This is a genomic window from Ruminiclostridium herbifermentans (assembly GCF_005473905.2).
Taxonomy (GTDB): Bacteria; Bacillota; Clostridia; order Acetivibrionales; family DSM-1351; genus Ruminiclostridium; species Ruminiclostridium herbifermentans.
In genome coordinates, this window is sequence record NZ_CP061336.1 from 3761177 (window position 1) to 3780374 (window position 19198).

The window sequence follows — 19198 nt, forward strand, 5'->3', positions numbered from 1 at the left end:
TGGACAATTATTGTCTTAAGTTCATAACGTGTTACAAAACTCTTAAACTATTAACTCATTCATGATTGTTCCTAGAAATATGTATTTAGATAAAATTTGTTCAAATTATTTGCCCTGTACTATATGTCTAAATTCTCATATTTTTCTATAAAATATACTAATTATGGATTAATAGAGTATAACCTTATTCTAATATAATGACTTATTTTCTATTTTTTATATATTATTGCATCAATGAACTACAGTATTCGCGTACACTCTCAATTTTTTCTCCCTTGAAAGCCAAACATCCACCTGTACATTCCATATTTTTCCGCCTATTACAGTTATTGCACTCCTTCGCTGATGCAGTATTGTAAGCAAATACGTCAAAATAGTTATAAAAATAATCAATTAACTCTTTCATGTTCTTAAACTTTTCTATAGAAACTTTATGATGGTCAGACAATCCAAAACATCTTACAGCAGAAAGATCAGGAGCAATATCAATCACAGGTCTACAAATACTGCCTTCTGTCAAGTTGCAGTGGTGGCCCTTTGCTATCTTTTTAAAACTTTTGAACAATTCAATTTCATCCTCACTCAGTAAACATAACGGCATAGCATTACAATCAAATTTAGGTATAATAAAATACTTTTGCAATTCCTGAAAAAACTCAAATACTGATTCTTTCATTCTTCTAAAGTATTCTAAGGCGTTTTTTCCGCGTAGTTCCAAGGTGTTTGGAACTACAATGGATGTCCTTACACATTTCATTTTATACTTTCTAAGTAATTCTATTATATAATCATAGCTAAAACAAGGCTTGTACATGTTTATACCAAGGGTAATCTTAGAGGACATATAGTATTCATGAATCATAATATCCAAATTATCTACCATTTTTTTGAAATTATGTTCTCCTATGTCCTCTGGTGCATTACAATTAATCAATATACTAAATTTGCTGTTAGTCAATTGCTTTATATACCTGTCAATAAATATGTTGTTTGTGAAAAGTAATACTTTTTCTACTCGTTCATCTGATGTCAAAATTTCCAATATTTCTTTAAATTGAGGATGTACAGTTGGTTCACCTCCAATAATACCCACCTTATTATTGTTATCTGTCAAAACGAAATCCATAGCTTTCCTAAATTTCTCTATTGTCATATTGTTGCTGCTCTTTCCACCAACAAATTCATTTGCAAAACAATATGGGCATCGAAGATTGCAGTACTCTGTTATCATTATGTTAGCCATATCAAATTCCTCGCTTTATATATGCTTATTTTATTCCATTCTTCCTAAACCGTACTTACTAGCTATCTTGGGATTCACTCATCAATTATAGCCATATATTCTTCCACAGTCATTCCAAGCGACAAAGCTGCAGAAAATGTCTTTGTAAACTGAGATGCCATTTTTAGGCTTCATCAACATTTTTATATCACAGCCTTTCAACTGATGATAATACCAATCCAAACTGTTCCTTAATAAAACTATTGATCCTTACTTTTCTGGCTAAAAATATATCATTTCGAATCTCTAACAATCTAGACCTTACATGGTAGAATATTCTTTTGTATGTATTACAGCTGAATTCTGGAATGTTCTCCAAGCCATTTTCAATAATAGCGCTATTATTACAATTAGCCCTACAAAATTTATACAGTTCACAGTTCTCTTTGCATTTAGAATGGCGAATATCTACCCTACGTACATATTCCTTATATAATTCTGTTTCAAACACCTCACGAATATTTGAGAACTTCTCAATATTTCCCATGTTGTATTCAATGGTATATGCCCTACCACAAGGATAAATGTCTCCATTATGATCGATACTTATCCACCTGTATAAACACATAGAATTTGAGCATGATTTACCTTTATTAAACATAACTGTCTGAACATATTCCTCAAATGAAGGTATACTTATATTGCACATTTCATCTCTACTCCAAAAATCAAAAAGAGAGCACATCCCCTCAACATATTCTTTTTCATTCAAAAGAATATCTCTGTTATTCATAGCATTGCCTGATGCGAACATAGGGTTAAGCCTTAAGGTAAAATTTTTCTCCTTGCTGTAATTATATATTTCTTGCAGACGATTTACATTGTGCGAACCTACTACTGAGATAACATTTACATTTAGTCCTTGCTTCATCAAATTTTCAATCCCTCTTAAAGTATCTTCCGTGTGTCCCCTTATCTCATTGTTCGATGGTCCATCAAATGAAACCTGTATACCTATATTATATTTTTTTAAGTAATGCGAAACGTCATCTGTAATTAATGTTCCATTGCTCTGCATCAAATTTCTAATTTCTTGCTCATTATCTGTTCTGTATTTATGTTGTAATTCTAGTACTTTATCATAGAAACTCAAAGGCAGCATCAGTGGTTCTCCCCCATGCCACATATAGGTAACAACCCTGTAATTGGGTAGTATAGTGGAAAAGCATTTTTCTAGTATTGTATCACTTATAACGTCAGCACTATACCCTCTTTCTGCATGGTAGCAGTACTTACACCTCAAATTGCACATGTTTGTAGGTTTAATAATTACCGTTATTTCATCAGAGTATTTACTCACTTTTATCTTCCTTCTTTTCTCTATTTTCAATATATATAAAGAACATAATAATTTTATAAAATGCCTAATTAACTATTCCCTTTACTAAAGCGAATACATATAAATCGGTCAAACTTTGAAAAATAAACCATAATATCAATTTCCTAATTATTTTATGGGCACAAACAAAAATTTCCCTTGAAGCTGAGCTTCATTCAATTTTAGCCTTATTGTATATTTCCCTGGAGTTACCTTTAAATCATTTACAATATTCTTTTCATCTTCAACCAACATATTTTGAATCACCTCATCATTTTCCAATATGCTTAGTTCAACAGTTCCTTTCAGCTTCTTAATACTTATTGATAGCTGTATGGTTCCACCTTCATTTAGATTTTCTAATGATGGGGGTTCTAAATTGGGCATACCTAAAACATTCAAGTCATAAGGATTGGAGAAAGTAGTTTTTAGCTTTCCATCCTCTTCAATTACAGTAAGGACATAATCGTCTACAGAACTTACTCTGTTGAAGTCAAGATTAACATTCAACTTATTGTCTGTCACTTTAGCCTTTACACTTTCCACTTTCTTATTGCTACATCCACCCACACAAATCAATATAGACATTGCCAACATTAAGAATAATATTTTCCTCATTTCTTTACTCTCCCTTTAAAATTATTTGGTATTATACCATTAATGCTTTCTTACTTTTTGTAAGCAAGGTGGAAATAAAGAACTTTCTTTTTTTAACACATTGTAAAATCTTTCAAACCCATCCGATTGCATAAAAGATTCGATGTCTTTATGAAGTATGCTTCCAGCACAAAATTGCCCTTCATCAAATCGTGAACACGGATACACATAGCCCTCATTGTCTAACAAAAAACCATTCTTACCACCAGGGCACTTATACTCATCTTCAGAATCTGATTTACTTCCTGAAGAAATGGCTCTTCTAAAGAGCAAAAAAGAGCAATCTGTGTGAATTATGAATTTTTCTTTCCATGTGAATATGTCCTTACACAGTTTGAGATAGAGAGGCAACGTTAATCTCTCTCTTTCAAACCAAGAGTTATCCAAACCTGGCTTAGGAAGCAACAGAAAGACAACTTTTATTCCAAGCTTTTCTAGCCATTCCATATACTTATCAATATTTATCACAAAACTCTTACTGGTAATGACATTTACACCTAAAATGGGCTTAATAATTCCACAATCTTTGAACATTTCTTTTGTTCTTCTCAAAATTTCAAGCCTATTAGTGTCAGTCATATCACCAACACTGATATATATATCATCAAGACCAGCATCTGCTAGACTAGCAAGTTTGGATTTACTTAATAATACCCCATTAGTTGCCATTTTTGTATTTAGTCCCTCTTTTGTAGCGTAGCTGATAATTTCTTCTATATCCGGACGCATTAGTGGCTCTCCACCAGAAAGCAGAAGCATATCACAGCCTTCCCGTCTTATCTTTGAAATAGCCTTTTTTACTTCATCAATCGCCAGATCATCATCAAAGTCTCTGCTCTGGTAGCAAAAATCGCAATTATAGTTACACTTCAAAGTCACTTTATAAGTAACATAACTAACCCCCATTCACTTCTTCCCCCTCTAAAACATTCCCAATTACTATTCTTCTTGGATTTGAAAAATAATTTTTAGCAGTAGAACGAAGGTCTTCAACCGTAATGCTGCTAAACCTTTTATCAGCCTCTTCAAAAATTACTATCTCCCCCGTAAGTATCTCTTCAATTCCGTAAATACTGCAAACTGATAAAGCTGTTTCAAAATTCCTTGCTATTCCTCCAGAATAACTGCTTTTTAGAAAGTCAAGTTCCATATCTGTTACAACTTCTTCCTTTATAATTTCTATTTCTTTATCTATTATTTCTATTACCTTTTTTGAATCTTCTGACTTACACTTTGTATAAATCAAGAACACTCCCTCTTCTTTGAAAGTAAGTACATTTGCCTCAACAGAGTAAACCAATCCATTTTTTCCCCTTAAGTTTTTATATAACCTTGAAAAGCTACCTTCCCCAAGTAGCTTGGCGAGAGCCTTAAAATAATGACGTTTCGGAAATAAAAAACCTGGTATAGGAAATGCAGTGAATACATGAGTTAGCATAAGATCCCTTTTTACATACACTCTCCCAGGTTTAATTATTTCTTTCATCGCATTACACTGTATATTTCCTTTTCTTAATTCATATTTTGCCATGTTAACTTCCAAGAAGTAGTTAAGTTCATCAAAATCCAAATCCCCTGCAAATGAAAAAACTATATTCTGCGGATAAAAATAATCACGATAATGAGAAATTATTTGCTCTTGGTCAATATTTTTTATACAATCTTTGTATCCTCTTATAGGGTTTCGTAAAGGGTTATGCTGCCAGTAATTCAATGCAAACAAATCCCACATTGCATCACTTGAATTCTGGTAAATCATAATTTCCTGAAGGATTATTTTTTTTTCTTTTTCAATATCATCTTCAGTAGGTTTAAAATCAAAAATAAGTTTTAAAATAAGTGGTAAGACTTTGTATACATTTTTTTGTCCTATAACTGTATACAATGTTAAATACTCCCGTGTAGTATTTGCGTTAATTACTCCACCGTAACGCTCCATCTCATAGAAAACATCTTTATATACCTCTGAGCTGCCAAACAATATATGCTCCAAAAAATGGGTTATGCCATAAATATTGCCATCATTAATGCTGCCAACCTTAATAAAAATTTTAATAGCTACAATATCTGTTTGCGGCCTAACAGTCAATATTGTCCTAACTTTATTAGATAATATATTTTTATATACCTTCATCCCCATATTGTCATTTCTCCTCAAAAACACCTTCAAACCTGCTTTTTTCAACTTCACTATAATTCCCAACTCCAAAATAACACATATTTGATTTCAATTCACAAATTATATCATTCAAATTATTAGGATCAATACTGACCTTTTCATCGGGATTTGAAAACAGTTCTTTAAAATTCAAGCCTAGTATATGTGTTGAGCCTAGGAAAGTAGCTAGTCTTTCTTTTTTCTCAAGAGAAAGGTAAAATTCTGTGATAAACTTTTCATATGCAATTTTTAGTTCCTGTTGACTAATATCTTTTGCCTCAAATCGGTCAAGTTCATCTTTCAAAGTTCTGCCTACTACCTCAGGTTCATTACTGACAATCCTAATAATCAGAGTACTTGGCTTTCCTATTTCTACAGAGACATTAACAATATATGCTTCCCCCATCTTCCGTCTGATATTATCATTCAACCTTTTTTCCAATAAACCCCTGATAAAGTACAAATCGATTATGTCACGGCTGTTAACCGCTTCATATTTGCTTAATGTAATTATTGATTTTTCACCTTCAGCAATAAAATATACTTTTTTACTTTCTTGAGAAATAGGTGGCTCGCTAATGTATTCATTTTCTTTGTTCTGTGAAAGAGAAATACCTTTTAGAGTTTTTAAAATTCGGCTCTTAGGAATATTTCCTGCAACGACCAGACTAAGCTTACCCCTCTTTATATTTTGTTCATAATACTTTTTTAATGAATCCAAGCTTAATTCCAATTGACTGCTACTCTCTTTTATATCAATATTCGAACTTTTTTGTTCTTCATTTCCGAAATAAATATTTTTTATCCTTTCCAAAACTTTTTCGCTCGTTAAAGTCTTTGAAGCTTGTGTTAAGTAATTATTCTGACATTCTTTAAACGCGTTATCTGTAATACTGCATTCGAATACCAATTCCTTAAGCAAATCACTTGCCAAATCGTAGTCCTTCAATAGGAACTTACTTGTTATAGAACCATAGTTCTGGTTGTACCCGCTTGTGATACTAATCCCATTTTCCTGCATAATGGTCTTAATCTCCTTTGCGGAGTACTTTTTTGTATCTGAACCTAACATTATATTAGTTATATACCAGTTGGCTTCTTCTGGATAAATTTCCTGATCATACCCACATTTATAGTAAAAACTCATTACTATATTTCTGCTCAAATCATTTTTAATTTGTATTATATCTATGTTTTTGTAACTAAATTCTTCATACACACTACTCTGAGAAGTATTACAGCCAGTAAACCATATACATATACACACAAGGGATGCTAGCACTGAAATTATACGATTCATTGTACTTATTTCTCCTCCTTTAGTGTATGCAAATACTGGGGATTTGCATATGAACCCCAAATATATCCACTAGATATAAGGTATTTCTCCCCAAAATTCTCAATATCGTTTCTGCTGACTTTTTTAACAATTTTCAAGTATTTCTCTACATGCTCCAAATCTTTTGACGCCCATACTATTGCAATTAATTTCGCTACTTCAGATGGGCACTCAAATGCGTTTATCCAATCATATACTATTTTATTCTTTGTACGCTGGAGGAGCTCTTTAGTTATGAAGTAGTAGTTTGTCTTATTTTGAACAACACTTTTTATATGTTCCTTCGCTTTTAAAATATCCTCTTTTTTTACAGTAGCATATATTACAATAGGTCCATCATGCTTTTCAGATTTATAATATACATAAAACCTTTTAACATATCCATTCTTCATAATTTCATTATAAAAGGCTGAATTCGAATCGGATGCAGCAGCACAAAAAACGTCTGCTATACATGCATCTTTTTCATCATCTGAAAGTCCAGGTCCATTCCATACCATAAGCAGTGTAGTATATATGCCTTCAGAATCTACAGGCAACAATACTTGTCCTTCATCAGTCAATTTTTTTGTCACACCTTCTGGCTCAATAATCTTGTTTTCACCAGCCCATTCCCCGAATTCATTCTCTATTTCTCTCCTAATGTCAAATCCGGCAATATCGCCAGAAGCCACAACAAGTGCACGTGATGGTACAAAGTAATGCTCACAGATAGTATATAAATCCTTAATTTCTACATTATTTATTATATCACTATCTCCAATTATATCCAATTTATACGAATCTTCCCCCCAACTTTTGCTTAAAATATCACTGAAAATGGTATCTGTTATTTCTGCTGTACGATGTTGTGCTTCATATAATATAACTTTGCGTTCCTTCTCAAATACATCATTATCCAATTTTGGATTTATCATCATTTTTTTTAGAATGCCCAAACCTTGCTTCCAAAACCTTTTTTGAACGCTTATTTTAAATATCATATAGTCTTGTGAAGTATAAGCATTTGCCACAGCCCCATTTTCCTGCAGCTGCTTCTGTATCCCTGGTTCTAAAATTAGCATATGCTCTAAGTAATGAAACAATCCCCTATTATCATTATTCTGGTACAATGAACCACATTTAATTGCACCAACAAAAGTAATTATGTTAGACTTTCCTCCATCTACCTCTACTACACTTAGACCATTTTCAAAATTGTATTTGTTAAGTTTGGGAATATAGGTATCCATTGAGGTATGGATATTCCCCAGTAGATAATACCCAATAAGAACCAACCCAAATACTACAGAAATCCATAATTTTTTTACTTTAATTGTGTCAGGCGATAATAAAACATTCCCCTGTGCGTCGGAGTTTATTTTCTGCACTGTCTTGCCTCCTGAAGGGTTTGTATTTTAGTTAAGGCACTCATGAACTTTTTTAGATCAGTTAAAGGAACAAATTCTTCCTGTCCATAGTTGGAGATATATTCCTCCCATACCCCTTCACACAACATATTCATTAAACATTCCTTACATATATCTGCTTTTGATTTAATTTCGATTCGCAGTTTCTTCCAGTCAAATTTTGGTTGGTTTACAGGATCCCCTATCATCTTATAATTTTTAGCTCTTAGTTCTGCAACAAATTCCTCATATCCCTCCAAAAAGCAAAATGGCACAGTTTCAGTATCAACGTCCATGAAATGTTCCTTTGCATAATTAAGAGTTTCCACCACGCTATCCCTTATACTCTTGTACGTGGGAACATAATTAAAAAATCTCTCATCTCTTATACCCGAATGTGGAAAAGCAATATTAATCCTTTTAACTCCTAAACTTTCAAACAGCATTACTGTTTCTTTCAGATAAGAAAAATTAATTTTAGACAATACAATTTTCCCAATAATGTTTCCACCTAAACTGACTATGTTCTCAATGCCTTTTACAGTCTCATCAAAACTACCAGCTTTTCTCGTCACTTTATCATGTATATCGGAATTGGGACCATGAAGAGCAATTGTGAAAAAAATGGGATAACATGAAACCAATTTTTTAGCAAAATTCATATCAGAAAGCTTTCTTCCATTCGTTTGCAGTTGAATTCTATTTATTCCCTTGTTCATTATGTAATCACACAAATTTATAAAGTCTGGGCGAATAGTAGCCTCTCCCCCAGTTATAACTATCTCATGGTATTTCTCAGCAGAGTTTTCAAACATTTTGTATGATTCATCTATTTCCTGCATGCATTCGGAAGTTGTCCTATCTAGCGGTTTTTTTATTTGCTTTAGCTGATTTTTGTTCAACTCGATAATACAGTGAGCACACTGGTTATTGCAACTATAACCGACCTTTAAATCAAAAACAAACATTTTCAACACTCCTTTTATTTATTAACTTTGTCTATCTAACCTGCTTTGCAACATATATCCCATAATGAATTGTTTTACACTTGCCTGTTCATATATTATCTTATTAAAAACATAATCAAACACAGTTCTATTCTTTTTACACCTGTTAGTTTTATTAAGCTTAATGTTATAACTTCTCTGTTGTGCATACCCTAAAACAGGGCAAACGCCACAAAACGGCTTGTATACACAGGAGTCACAATAATATCCTTCTGCAATCGAAGCCATTATTATCTCCTTAGATTTTCTTTTTTGTATCAAGCCATTGTAGTTATCCTCAAATACATTACCAATTATGAAATCGTCCATAACCCTAGCTTCATCGCAGCAATATATGTCACCATTATAGTTGTAAACAACCTGTCCCCTAATAGCTCCACATGGATTTGTTAAATCTAGAAAATCAACATTTTTATTCGTAAGAATTTTTTTAAAAGCTAAAACCACATATCTCTCAGCAATATAAACCCCCTTGCCCAGCAATTCGAATGTGTAATCAACACATTTCTTCCAAAAATCAATAAACTCTTCCATGGTGTATCCAATAGTATCCCACACTTCTACGGCATAGCCTAGATAATCCAATGGTTTTATTTGTATCTCTGTTTGCCCCCATCTCACATATTCATCAATAATTTCCTTCCAATATGGTAAGGATTGTCTCGTTGTCACCATCAACATCCCAACCTTTATACCTTTCTCAAAACACCTCTTAATCCAATATGTAACCTGCTTGTATGTTCCTACATCACGGTGCACATACTTTCTGTTTTGGTCATGAACATATTCTGGTCCGTCCAAAGATGTACACAAATGAATGACGTCCTTGTTCTCATAAATAAATTGAAGAAAGTCTTCGTCCATTGCTATAAAGTTGGAAATAAGGGCAATCTTATATTTTTTTCTATATTTCTGGTTCAATACGGCAGCATATTCGCAAGTTTTCTTAATCAATGGTTTATTCAAGAGAGGTTCTCCGCCCTGAAATTCAATAGTTATAGTATGATTTGGAGACTGAAAAATAAATTCAAGAGTTCTCTTCAGTGTATCTTCTTTCATATCATAATAGTTGCCATCAGTTATAGAAGCAGCCTCTGAATGGCAGTATGAACACCTAAGATTACAACGTATTGTAGGTACAATAATGTGTAAAGCTGCTCCCTTTTCTATACTCTCATATCTTCTATGGTATTGGTTAATAATGCTACCATAATTTGATGAAGTAATCAGAAGCCCTCTCTGTTCCGCTTCATTATATAGAGTTTCGTCCATATTTTCCTCTGTAAAATGTCTGTACTCCTCGTCACTAAAAATCATCCACGTACCATGATCTGTAGTAAGCAACTTTTTATTTCCTATGTCCCTACTTCTATAAAAATTTATCAAATATTTCTTATGTTCAAGTTCTTTTTCTATATAATCCAATGGTCAATCCATCCTTTCTTGGCTGCAATCTTCATTTTTACAAACTGAATTGGTTTTCGCGCATACCAAAACTCGTTCTAGAATTGTTTCTCTGATTTTTCGTTTTTCTATCATCATTTGATTGTAAAAGCTGTAATTTATTACCTCCTCGTTAAACTCATACACAAGATCTTCTATATTCTTTTGGTTACAACTAATTTCAACAGTAATTATATCGCTCTCTTCATTGTCTTTAGTTATAACAGTGTTGCAAATACCAATCATGAATTGTGCTACCCCATTTAATACATCTATACTGTAAAGGTCTGATCTATACTTTAGAATAGCTGAGTTTTCTGATACCTTAAGAAAATTACCTATATGATTCAGTTTTTGCATTTTATTAATTCCCCCTATGTTTTTTTGATATTTAACTTTGAATCAACATTTGATCTATTTCTAATAATTTTAGCCATTCTTTTGATAGGCATAAAGATTATTGGTAATAGGAAAAGCAAATTCAATATCGCCCTCTGGTTAAGATGCGAAATATCAAACTTGATAAAAAACTGTAAATCCAATATAATGAGTTGTCCTAAAAAGTACATTACATATACCAAAGATAAAGTCCCATATATGAGCATATAATATTCTTCACGTGTAAACTTTATCCCCCTTTTAAGTTTAGGAACTATATCATGGAATATAAACTTGCTGGACCGTTCCTTGAGGTTATATATTCCCATTAAGTCCATTAGGCAATAATACCCATCCCATTTCATCAATGGGTTTAAATTAAACACCATCCTCATATAAGAGGTCACAGCCGCCTGATAAAAAACTATACTATAAGACTGCGCGTAAAAGAAAAAAAATAATATCGAACATACTGAACCAGTTAAAAAATCACATAATGGTCCTACCAAACTGACAATGATTCTATGTTTCCTATCAGCCATCCATATATCACTAGTATTCACATAAAGCACTGGCATGAACATGTATATCATAATTCCAGCTTCTTTCACTTTACGGTTATAATGATAGCAAAACAAGGCATGCGACAGTTCATGGAAAAATACCGGTATCATTACAGCAAAGTAAAGTATGACTATGCTTGTCAATTTTTTATCTACAAGTGGCGGTTTGTCCTTAATATAAAAGTAAAGCAATAATCCTGTAACAGATATAAGTATAGCAATAAGCATCCAAATCTTATTAAAAAAAAGGTGTGCAACTTTGTAGTAAACAATTTCAAAAAAGTTTGCTATATGCTTTATAGGAAATCTAATTTCCAGTACCTTTTTCTTTGGCAAGAACTTTTTTGGATCACATTCGTAATTTTCTATAAGCCCTTTTTCACAAAAGTTATTAATAATATTTTCTACATAACTTACGCTTACACGATTAAACCTTTCATAAAATGTATAATGAATATCTTGAATTGTCATAGTCCCATCAAGGCAATTCCAAATAAAATAGTCATATTCGTTTATTACCATATAAATATCATATTTTGAATTTTTTAATATGTATTCAACATTTTCCTTTTTTTTGTTATCAAATATCCGTATCTCAAAATTATCAATTCTTTTTAACTTTAAACTCAAATCCTTAGATACATACATTTTAAATCCTCACTTGAAAATTATAGTACGCAAATCATCACCATAAAATATTTTGCTCCCTACTTTGATTTTGTAGAAGTTTATCATGTCAAACTCCTTATTTCTTAGTAATTCTTTATATAGACCCGTTATCTCTGTACTATAAAGCTTAGTGAAAACTATTTTTTTGCATAGAATCGATCTCTCTTCCTTATACTCATTGTTAAAAAAATACCATTACTATTTGTATATATAACAACAGAAATGTCATTTCTCCATGTTATTAATATAGTAATAAAGGTTATATTCAGAAACACTTTTTGATAGAATATCATCATAGTATAAGCCTATACCATGAGGGTTATATTCATGAAACCTCATTGTGTCAGGATTCAAATTGCTTAATTCCAGATCGTTTACGAAACTGTGTACCCCATGATCAAATGGGAAATATAGAAACTTTTTAAAATCTTCCTGTCTAAAAGATATATAAAAGCCTCTGCTTTTTGACATTACATTAAGAACACGTTGACAGAAATAATTTGCCAGTTTTGCTTGAACAATTTTATTTGTCTGGTAATCTTGATACCTAAAATGAATTTTCAGATTGTACCTTCCATCAAAAAAGAAGTCAATACCCAAAAGGATATCTTCATTTGTAATAAGATTTAAGATTTCAGTATTATAGCCTTGGGCTGTTAGTGCATCGAAAATAAGGTTTGGTGAGTTAAAAAATTCAAACCATACCTTGACTCTTGATTTCGATTGATTCTGATGTAAATCTAATCCTAAATTTATTAGTTTCAATTTATTAAAGTCGGCACCTTCAATTAGACTTAATGCCTTTTCCAAATCAAGTTTTATACCTCTTAGAAGATTAACATTATAGAGAAACTTCATGCATTCCTTATATTTACTAATTAACTCCTGTGAAAAGACTAGGTTAAGTCTCGCTGGGTGGGTTATTCCGTTGCTAACCTTATTTGTAAACTCAAGTTTAAAATTATCTATTTTTTTTATTAAATCCAAAAATAAAACTAAAACAGGATTCGTTATTAAGTCACCATAAAACATTTCCTCAAGATATGGCTCAAGTATTTCGTATTCCTTCAGCATAATATCTCCTCCAATTCTTCAAAAAGATTATTATCAGCTAATACTTTTAACCCTTATTAAATCAATCAATCCAATCTTAGTCAGTACATTTTTTCCTGAGAGTATACCAACCGCATTATGACATGTAGGAAGGCACCATTTACTTATTAGACACCCATGACATTCTGAGACTTCAGGTGTATTTATCCCTGCATATAGTGAATAATCATTAATCGTGTTTATCTCTTTTATATACCCCTTAAACCGCCCTATGCATTTATAAGCTAAACACAAAGGAACTCCCTCAAACAGCAAATAGAACTTTTTTGCTATAGAAAATTCTATTAACTTATTAAAGATTAATTCTATTTGATGGAATAAATAATTATTATCAATATAAACAGAGGATTGTCCCAGCTGTTCAAGTGCATCACCAAGGTTAACAATAAAATTACGAGTGAAAGCTAAACTCTGTTCAATATAACTTTCAATTAAATCTACATCCAAATTCATACTGTGGATACGAATGAAAAACTTTCCTATAGTATGTGTTATCTTTACAAGATTTTTTTTATAAGTTTTATTTCCTATATCCTTAGAATAAATATCTAAAATAAATGTAACAGGATATTCTGACAGTATTTTAATAATAGAATCATTATAAACAATACTTTCATATGTACAACTTAATTCAAAAAAGTCAAATCCATATTTAAAAGCAATTGGAATTGATTCAATCAGAAAATTAACCCTATTGAAATTTGCATTTCTTAAAATCAATCCGCATAAATAATACGATTTAGCCTGTATTCTAAAACCCTTAAGCTTTTCCTCCCACTCCTGTAAATTCCTATACTTCTCAATCACGTTATATATATAGCAGGTATTCCAAATGGTATCCTCTGAGATTTCATTATTCAATAGACATATATCTTGTACAAACCTTTTACGATACCACTGAAGTATAGATTTTGCACGAATATACTGTTTTCTTATAATTAGCTTATTCACCAGTTCTACAAAGTTTTTACTGATATAGTTATCAAAAACACATTCAGAGTATCTCTCAAAAATTTTATCAAATTTTTCATAATCGTTTTTATTACTGTAATAATGAAGCAGATTCATATATAAATTTGCGGAATTACTTGACCGCTTTGAATTATTTTCTCTCTCTAATTGTATCTCTGCAAGAGCATTATAATATATATCCTTTTCTCTTAATCTCCCCGGTGAATTTACATTTAGAAGATTTAAGAATGGCTGACCTGTTTTACCAACTCTTCGCCCAAACTTATCACACAAATATTCATGAATAATCCCATTGTAATAAAATCCTTCATGGTTTTTGAACAAAACAACCCTTGTATTTTCCTTCCCTATAACTCTGTTTTTTATATAGAAATCATAGTCATTGCTTTGACTACGTTCACATACACAGCTTTCTATATTAGCACTAAAACATGTATTATCATACCTATGTACTTTTTCGAAAAAATCCAGATTCACAACCAGTTCATCAGCATCTATGTTCATAATGTAATCACAAGATGCAAATGAGTTTGCATAATTACGTGCTTTACTGAAATCATTGCACCACTCGAAACTAAATATCTTATCCGTATACCGATTGACAATCCTCACTGTATCATCAGTTGAGCCAGTATCGACAACAATAATCTCCTGTACATAATCATAAACTCGATCTAAAGTTGTCCCAATAATGTCACCTTCATTTTTTACAATCATACAAAGACTAATAGTTTTAATACGTTCCATTCTATTAAATTTCCATTCATGTATCGTTAGTAATAGTAATACATTTGACATAGGTAATTTAATATATCAATATTTCTATCGCAATATACACTATCACCTATCACTGTAACGACCAAGAGTCCCTCAATTTCCTCTGGAGCAGTGACTTGAAGTCTCATCATTTTCCTGCTCTAGTATGCTGATAAAGGATTTTGAAATACATTCTTTTTTCTGTATCTATTCTAAGAAAGTTCTGAATTAACTCCTTTGAATTACTCCATTAATTTTAAGGTAGAATACACCCTCTTATAGGAGTATTCTACCTTAAGAAATACTCAACTATTACCAATCGCCATAACTAGCAGAACCATGCGTACTGTAGCTACGATGATCAGCAGCCTCATCTTCACCTAATTCAGGCAAATTGATGAAGGACTTAGATAGACGCTCTTCCAACTCAGCATTAACTTGCTCAAGTTCGGATAGGTCAACATTTTGCAATTCTGCAATTTCCTCATCAGAAAGACCAAACCCCTCTGAAGCCTTTACTGGATTTGTCAAGAATTCCTTACGGAAATCTTCATCCATAATCGCCTTAGTGATTATTTCATTAAGCTTTTTCATATTTCCCCCCCTCTCTCTCAAAAATATGTCTGTATTATATTTTAATATACAGCTGCTTTAGCACTTGCTCTACAGGCATCTTCCTATAGAAAATGCAACAGATTACCAATCTATGTATAGTTTACCAGGTTCTTTAAAGCTATTATGGTTACCATAGCTGTTGTGATGGCTGTCATTTGAATGATAGCTGTCATTTGAATGATAGCCGTCAGATGCCGCACCTTCATCTAATGTAGGCAAATCTATAAAAGATTTGGAAAGACGCTCTTCTAATTCCGCATTAACCTGCTTTAACTCTTCAAAGTTGATATTTCGTAGTTCTGCAATCTCTTCTTCAGAAAGTTCAAAACTTTCTGCAGCATCTAATGGATTTTTTAAAAACTCATTTCTGAATTCTTCATCCATAATAGCTTTAGTAATTAATGCATTTAGTTTCTTCATGGTATACGCCTCCCTATTTTGTTTAAATTTTCTTAAAAGCCCAAAACTCTGATTTTATATACTCTACATTAAAAATGTATGCACTTTTCACTTTTATTTTGAAATGTAATTAAGTTTTCAAGTATAACTAATTAAATATTTAATTTTGAACCTTACCAAGGTATTTTATGTGTTTTTTTACTTTTATTGTAAAATTATAACTTATGATTCCATGTTTGTTCACTCCTTTTTGTATATATTTTCTATTTTTGTACTTTTTGTCCTCAAAAAAAGTTATAAACAATTTATGTGACTTCTATAGTTTTACTTTTCTAATATAGTTTCCACATAAAAATAAAAGCAATAGCTAAAAGCCTGTATGCGTATACTTCTCTCTTGTCATAATTAATATAAGTTGTTTAGTTTTTCTAATGTTGTGTGATTTATAAGTCTTGTAACTTTATATTGTAATTTTTTATTTTTTTTGGTATTATATCTCATAACATGTAATATATTTATAAATTCTATGATAGGATAATCATATGGTAAAATTAGCGTTCAGAAATTTATTTGAACATAAAGTTCGTACTTTTCTCACTGGAATTGGAATAGTGTTAGCTGTGGCACTTGTCCTTGGTGTAGATATTCTCAATCGTTCAATGCTAGGTACATTACAAGATATCTACATGGGTAGCGGTCATAAAACTGATATTATTGCCATAAAATCAGGAGACTTTACCAGTAATGATATAAAGTATATTAAAGGAATTCCAAATGTCTCACTTTTAGCACCATTATCCGCTTGTTTAGTCAAATTAGATTCCCCATTGATGAGTAAAGTTGATGCAGGAGTTAAAGGTATCGATATAAAAACAGATCAGAAAATGCGAGATTACTATTTTTTAGAGGGAGGATGGTTTTCTTCTAAATACAAAAGGGAACTTATAATAGACAAGACTACTGCTTCTAAAATAGGAGTTTCATGCTATGATAATGTTAGACTCTCAACTAGAACTGGAGATAAAATATATAAAGTTATAGGTATAATCGAACCTCGTGGTGCTGGCCTTCCATCATGGATAATTGAGATGTATGCCCCATTGGAAACAATAACTGCTGATTCTGGTTTTGCAAACTGTTTTAATAGAATTGATATAGCATTAGATGATGAAGAAATGGCAATGTCTATATCTGAAGAAATAAAGAAACATTTCACAGACACTGATATAGAAACACAAACTCTTGTAGAAAGACAACAAATGGCTAATAGAACTATGTCAAATATACGTATGGGGTTCAATGTTGTATTATCGGTAATAATCTTTGCAGGTTGTATGCTAATATATAACACATTTTGCCTCATAATCAATGAAAGAATTCAATTGATTGGCATGTTAAAAGCCATAGGAATGGGGAAGTACCAAACAATTAAGATGATACTTTGTGAAGGTATTGTTTTAGGTCTAGTGGGAACATTTTTTGGGGTGTTATTGGGCTTAGGCATCGGTAAAATTCTAATACCATTAGTAAGTAAAATCAGTAGGTTGGGAAGTATTGATGTCGAATATTTTATTATCTCTCCTAAGAGTGTAATAACTTCCGTAGCTATAGGCTTGATTACTCCATTGATATCCTGTCTGCTCCCAGCATATAAAGCAAGTAAATATTCGCCAATTCAGGCTCTTAAGAATAATACTACATACACAAATTTAAATTATAATAGTAAAAATGAAAAAAAGAAATTCTTTATTGGTTTAATTTTTATTCTTACTTTCTTTTTAGGAAGTGAAGTACTTACAAAGTTTTTAGACAGTAAGATAAGCACTGTTATTATGCCTTTAATGATTTTATTCATGTTTATGGGCTTTATAATATTATCACCCTTAATCATAGGAAATATTTCAACTGCTTTTGAAATTATAATGAAAAAATGTTTTAAAATAAATCAAATCTTATCTGTAAGAAATATTACCAGAAATATCAATAGAACCGCTATCACAACCTCAGTAATTATTATAGGTATTGCTATGTCCATCGGCTTAAACGGATTATTTAATAGTATTAAGGAATCTAGTGCAAAAGAAGTTGAAAAATCGTTCAAATCAGATATCATAATTAGAACCTCACAGGGTAGTTCAATTGAAGATTTTGAAAATAAAATCAACTTGATTAAAAAAACTCAGGGGGTAAATTATGTCTACTATACCGGGTCAGCATGGTCAAAAGATAAAAATAATGATTCACAATTGATAACTGGAATAAAAGTTCCAGACCAAATAAAAATGGGCTACTTCGATATTTTAAGCGGAGACCTTAATGAAACATATATTAAAATGAATGAACGTGAAAAAGTAGCAATCGTCGGTCAATACTATTCAAAAAACCTAGGTTATAAGACTGGAGATATACTGAATATAAAAGGCATCAGCAAAGAATATCCATTTGTCATAACAACAATTGTAAACACTTCCGTTCAAAATGGAAATATTGTCTATATTGACCGAGATATATTAGACAGCATCTATAGTCAAAAACATTGTGATTTCATCGGTGTTAAGGCTAATGCAGATACTGATATAAGTGCTTTAAGAGAAAAAATCGACAAAACAATAATAAAAGACTCTTCTATTATTGTAAGCACAGCCCATGAATATAAGGAAATGGTAAGAAATGAAACTCTAAAAGCTACTACAATATTCAGCAGTATAAACATAATCATTATCATAATTGCATTATTCGGATTAGTTAATACTCTACTTATGGGAGTACTGGAAAGAAAGCATGAAATAGGGATACTCAGGTCTATTGGTTCATCAAAGAAACAGATTAAAAATACTATTCTCGGTGAAAGTATGCTAATAGGAGTTTTAGGGACTGTAATTGGTTTTATCGCTGGAATATCATTTGTAATGGAGTTGAAAACATGCATGGAAAACATATCAAATGTTAGTTTATCTCTTTACTTACCATACAAGAGCATATATACGTTACTGATATTAACACTTTTGGGTTCATTTGTAGCTTCTATATTTCCATTTCGTATGGCAGTAAAAGTTGGAATTATTGATGCAATAAAAGGAGAATGATATGATTAAATATCTCAAAATTAATAATATGTTAATTGATAAACTATATAATTAA

Annotated in this window: 16 protein-coding genes; 1 reads left to right on the forward strand and 15 read right to left on the reverse strand. The window is 31.6% G+C overall.

What is annotated here, in order from left to right; translation table 11 throughout:
• Positions 1-223: 223 nt before the first annotated feature.
• The 15 genes from EHE19_RS15035 to EHE19_RS15105 all read right to left on the reverse strand — a co-directional run bounded on the left by EHE19_RS15035 (position 224) and on the right by EHE19_RS15105 (position 16078).
• Entirely contained in the window at positions 224-1243 is a 1020-nt protein-coding gene (locus EHE19_RS15035) for a radical SAM protein (protein WP_137696925.1), read from the reverse strand.
• 187 nt (positions 1244-1430) lie between these two features.
• Complete coding sequence (locus EHE19_RS15040; RefSeq protein ID WP_137696926.1) at positions 1431-2582, reverse strand: radical SAM/SPASM domain-containing protein; 1152 nt, start codon at positions 2580-2582, stop codon at positions 1431-1433.
• A gap of 147 nt (positions 2583-2729) precedes the next feature.
• Entirely contained in the window at positions 2730-3218 is a 489-nt protein-coding gene (locus EHE19_RS15045) for a hypothetical protein (RefSeq protein WP_137696927.1), read from the reverse strand.
• A gap of 39 nt (positions 3219-3257) precedes the next feature.
• The gene (locus tag EHE19_RS15050; RefSeq protein ID WP_137696928.1) at positions 3258-4163 is read right to left on the reverse strand and encodes a radical SAM protein; all 906 of its coding nucleotides are present in this window, start codon (positions 4161-4163) and stop codon (positions 3258-3260) included.
• Positions 4153-5448, reverse strand: coding sequence for a M16 family metallopeptidase (locus EHE19_RS15055; RefSeq protein ID WP_137696929.1), 1296 nt, complete (start codon positions 5446-5448; stop codon positions 4153-4155). The genes EHE19_RS15050 and EHE19_RS15055 overlap by 11 nt, the downstream gene beginning before the upstream one ends.
• Complete coding sequence (locus EHE19_RS15060; RefSeq protein ID WP_137696930.1) at positions 5402-6715, reverse strand: M16 family metallopeptidase; 1314 nt, start codon at positions 6713-6715, stop codon at positions 5402-5404. Before EHE19_RS15060 ends, EHE19_RS15055 begins: the two co-directional genes overlap by 47 nt.
• Before the next feature lie 5 nt (positions 6716-6720).
• Positions 6721-8124, reverse strand: coding sequence for a M16 family metallopeptidase (locus EHE19_RS15065; protein ID WP_137696931.1), 1404 nt, complete (start codon positions 8122-8124; stop codon positions 6721-6723).
• Positions 8112-9110, reverse strand: coding sequence for a radical SAM protein (locus EHE19_RS15070; RefSeq protein ID WP_137696932.1), 999 nt, complete (start codon positions 9108-9110; stop codon positions 8112-8114). The genes EHE19_RS15065 and EHE19_RS15070 overlap by 13 nt, the downstream gene beginning before the upstream one ends.
• A gap of 21 nt (positions 9111-9131) precedes the next feature.
• Entirely contained in the window at positions 9132-10574 is a 1443-nt protein-coding gene (hxsB, locus tag EHE19_RS15075; protein WP_137696933.1) for a His-Xaa-Ser system radical SAM maturase HxsB, read from the reverse strand.
• A gap of 3 nt (positions 10575-10577) precedes the next feature.
• On the reverse strand, positions 10578-10952 hold the full coding sequence (locus EHE19_RS15080; RefSeq protein ID WP_137696934.1) for a hypothetical protein: 375 nt from the start codon (positions 10950-10952) through the stop codon (positions 10578-10580).
• A gap of 14 nt (positions 10953-10966) precedes the next feature.
• Positions 10967-12181 carry a site-2 protease family protein gene (locus EHE19_RS15085; RefSeq protein ID WP_137696935.1) on the reverse strand — a complete coding sequence of 405 codons (1215 nt, stop codon included), beginning with the start codon at positions 12179-12181 and terminating at the stop codon, positions 10967-10969.
• Positions 12182-12427: 246 nt separating this feature from the next.
• On the reverse strand, positions 12428-13276 hold the full coding sequence (locus EHE19_RS15090; protein ID WP_137696936.1) for a DUF5838 family protein: 849 nt from the start codon (positions 13274-13276) through the stop codon (positions 12428-12430).
• 33 nt (positions 13277-13309) lie between these two features.
• Positions 13310-15034, reverse strand: coding sequence for a glycosyltransferase (locus EHE19_RS15095; protein ID WP_171003533.1), 1725 nt, complete (start codon positions 15032-15034; stop codon positions 13310-13312).
• Positions 15035-15355: 321 nt separating this feature from the next.
• Positions 15356-15658, reverse strand: a complete 303-nt coding sequence (locus EHE19_RS15100) for an Os1348 family NHLP clan protein (protein ID WP_137696938.1) — start codon at positions 15656-15658, stop codon at positions 15356-15358.
• Positions 15659-15739: 81 nt separating this feature from the next.
• The gene (locus tag EHE19_RS15105) at positions 15740-16078 is read right to left on the reverse strand and encodes an Os1348 family NHLP clan protein (protein WP_137696939.1); all 339 of its coding nucleotides are present in this window, start codon (positions 16076-16078) and stop codon (positions 15740-15742) included.
• A gap of 521 nt (positions 16079-16599) precedes the next feature.
• On the opposite strand from EHE19_RS15105, the gene EHE19_RS15110 reads away from it, so the two are divergent.
• Entirely contained in the window at positions 16600-19143 is a 2544-nt protein-coding gene (locus EHE19_RS15110) for an ABC transporter permease (RefSeq protein ID WP_137696940.1), read from the forward strand.
• Positions 19144-19198 lie beyond the last annotated feature (55 nt).

Bases quoted from the DNA above. Each gene is read 5' to 3' on its own strand.
- EHE19_RS15105 (WP_137696939.1), bottom strand. From the start codon at position 16,078: ATGAAGAAACTAAATGCATTAATTACTAAAGCTATTATGGATGAAGAA.
- EHE19_RS15070 (WP_137696932.1), bottom strand. From the start codon at position 9,110: ATGTTTGTTTTTGATTTAAAGGTCGGTTATAGTTGCAATAACCAGTGT.
- EHE19_RS15035 (WP_137696925.1), bottom strand. From the start codon at position 1,243: ATGGCTAACATAATGATAACAGAGTACTGCAATCTTCGATGCCCATAT.
- EHE19_RS15110 (WP_137696940.1), top strand. From the start codon at position 16,600: ATGGTAAAATTAGCGTTCAGAAATTTATTTGAACATAAAGTTCGTACT.
- EHE19_RS15060 (WP_137696930.1), bottom strand. From the start codon at position 6,715: ATGAATCGTATAATTTCAGTGCTAGCATCCCTTGTGTGTATATGTATA.
- EHE19_RS15080 (WP_137696934.1), bottom strand. From the start codon at position 10,952: ATGCAAAAACTGAATCATATAGGTAATTTTCTTAAGGTATCAGAAAAC.
- EHE19_RS15045 (WP_137696927.1), bottom strand. From the start codon at position 3,218: ATGAGGAAAATATTATTCTTAATGTTGGCAATGTCTATATTGATTTGT.
- EHE19_RS15095 (WP_171003533.1), bottom strand. From the start codon at position 15,034: ATGGAACGTATTAAAACTATTAGTCTTTGTATGATTGTAAAAAATGAA.
- EHE19_RS15085 (WP_137696935.1), bottom strand. From the start codon at position 12,181: ATGTATGTATCTAAGGATTTGAGTTTAAAGTTAAAAAGAATTGATAAT.
- EHE19_RS15090 (WP_137696936.1), bottom strand. From the start codon at position 13,276: ATGCTGAAGGAATACGAAATACTTGAGCCATATCTTGAGGAAATGTTT.
- EHE19_RS15050 (WP_137696928.1), bottom strand. From the start codon at position 4,163: ATGGGGGTTAGTTATGTTACTTATAAAGTGACTTTGAAGTGTAACTAT.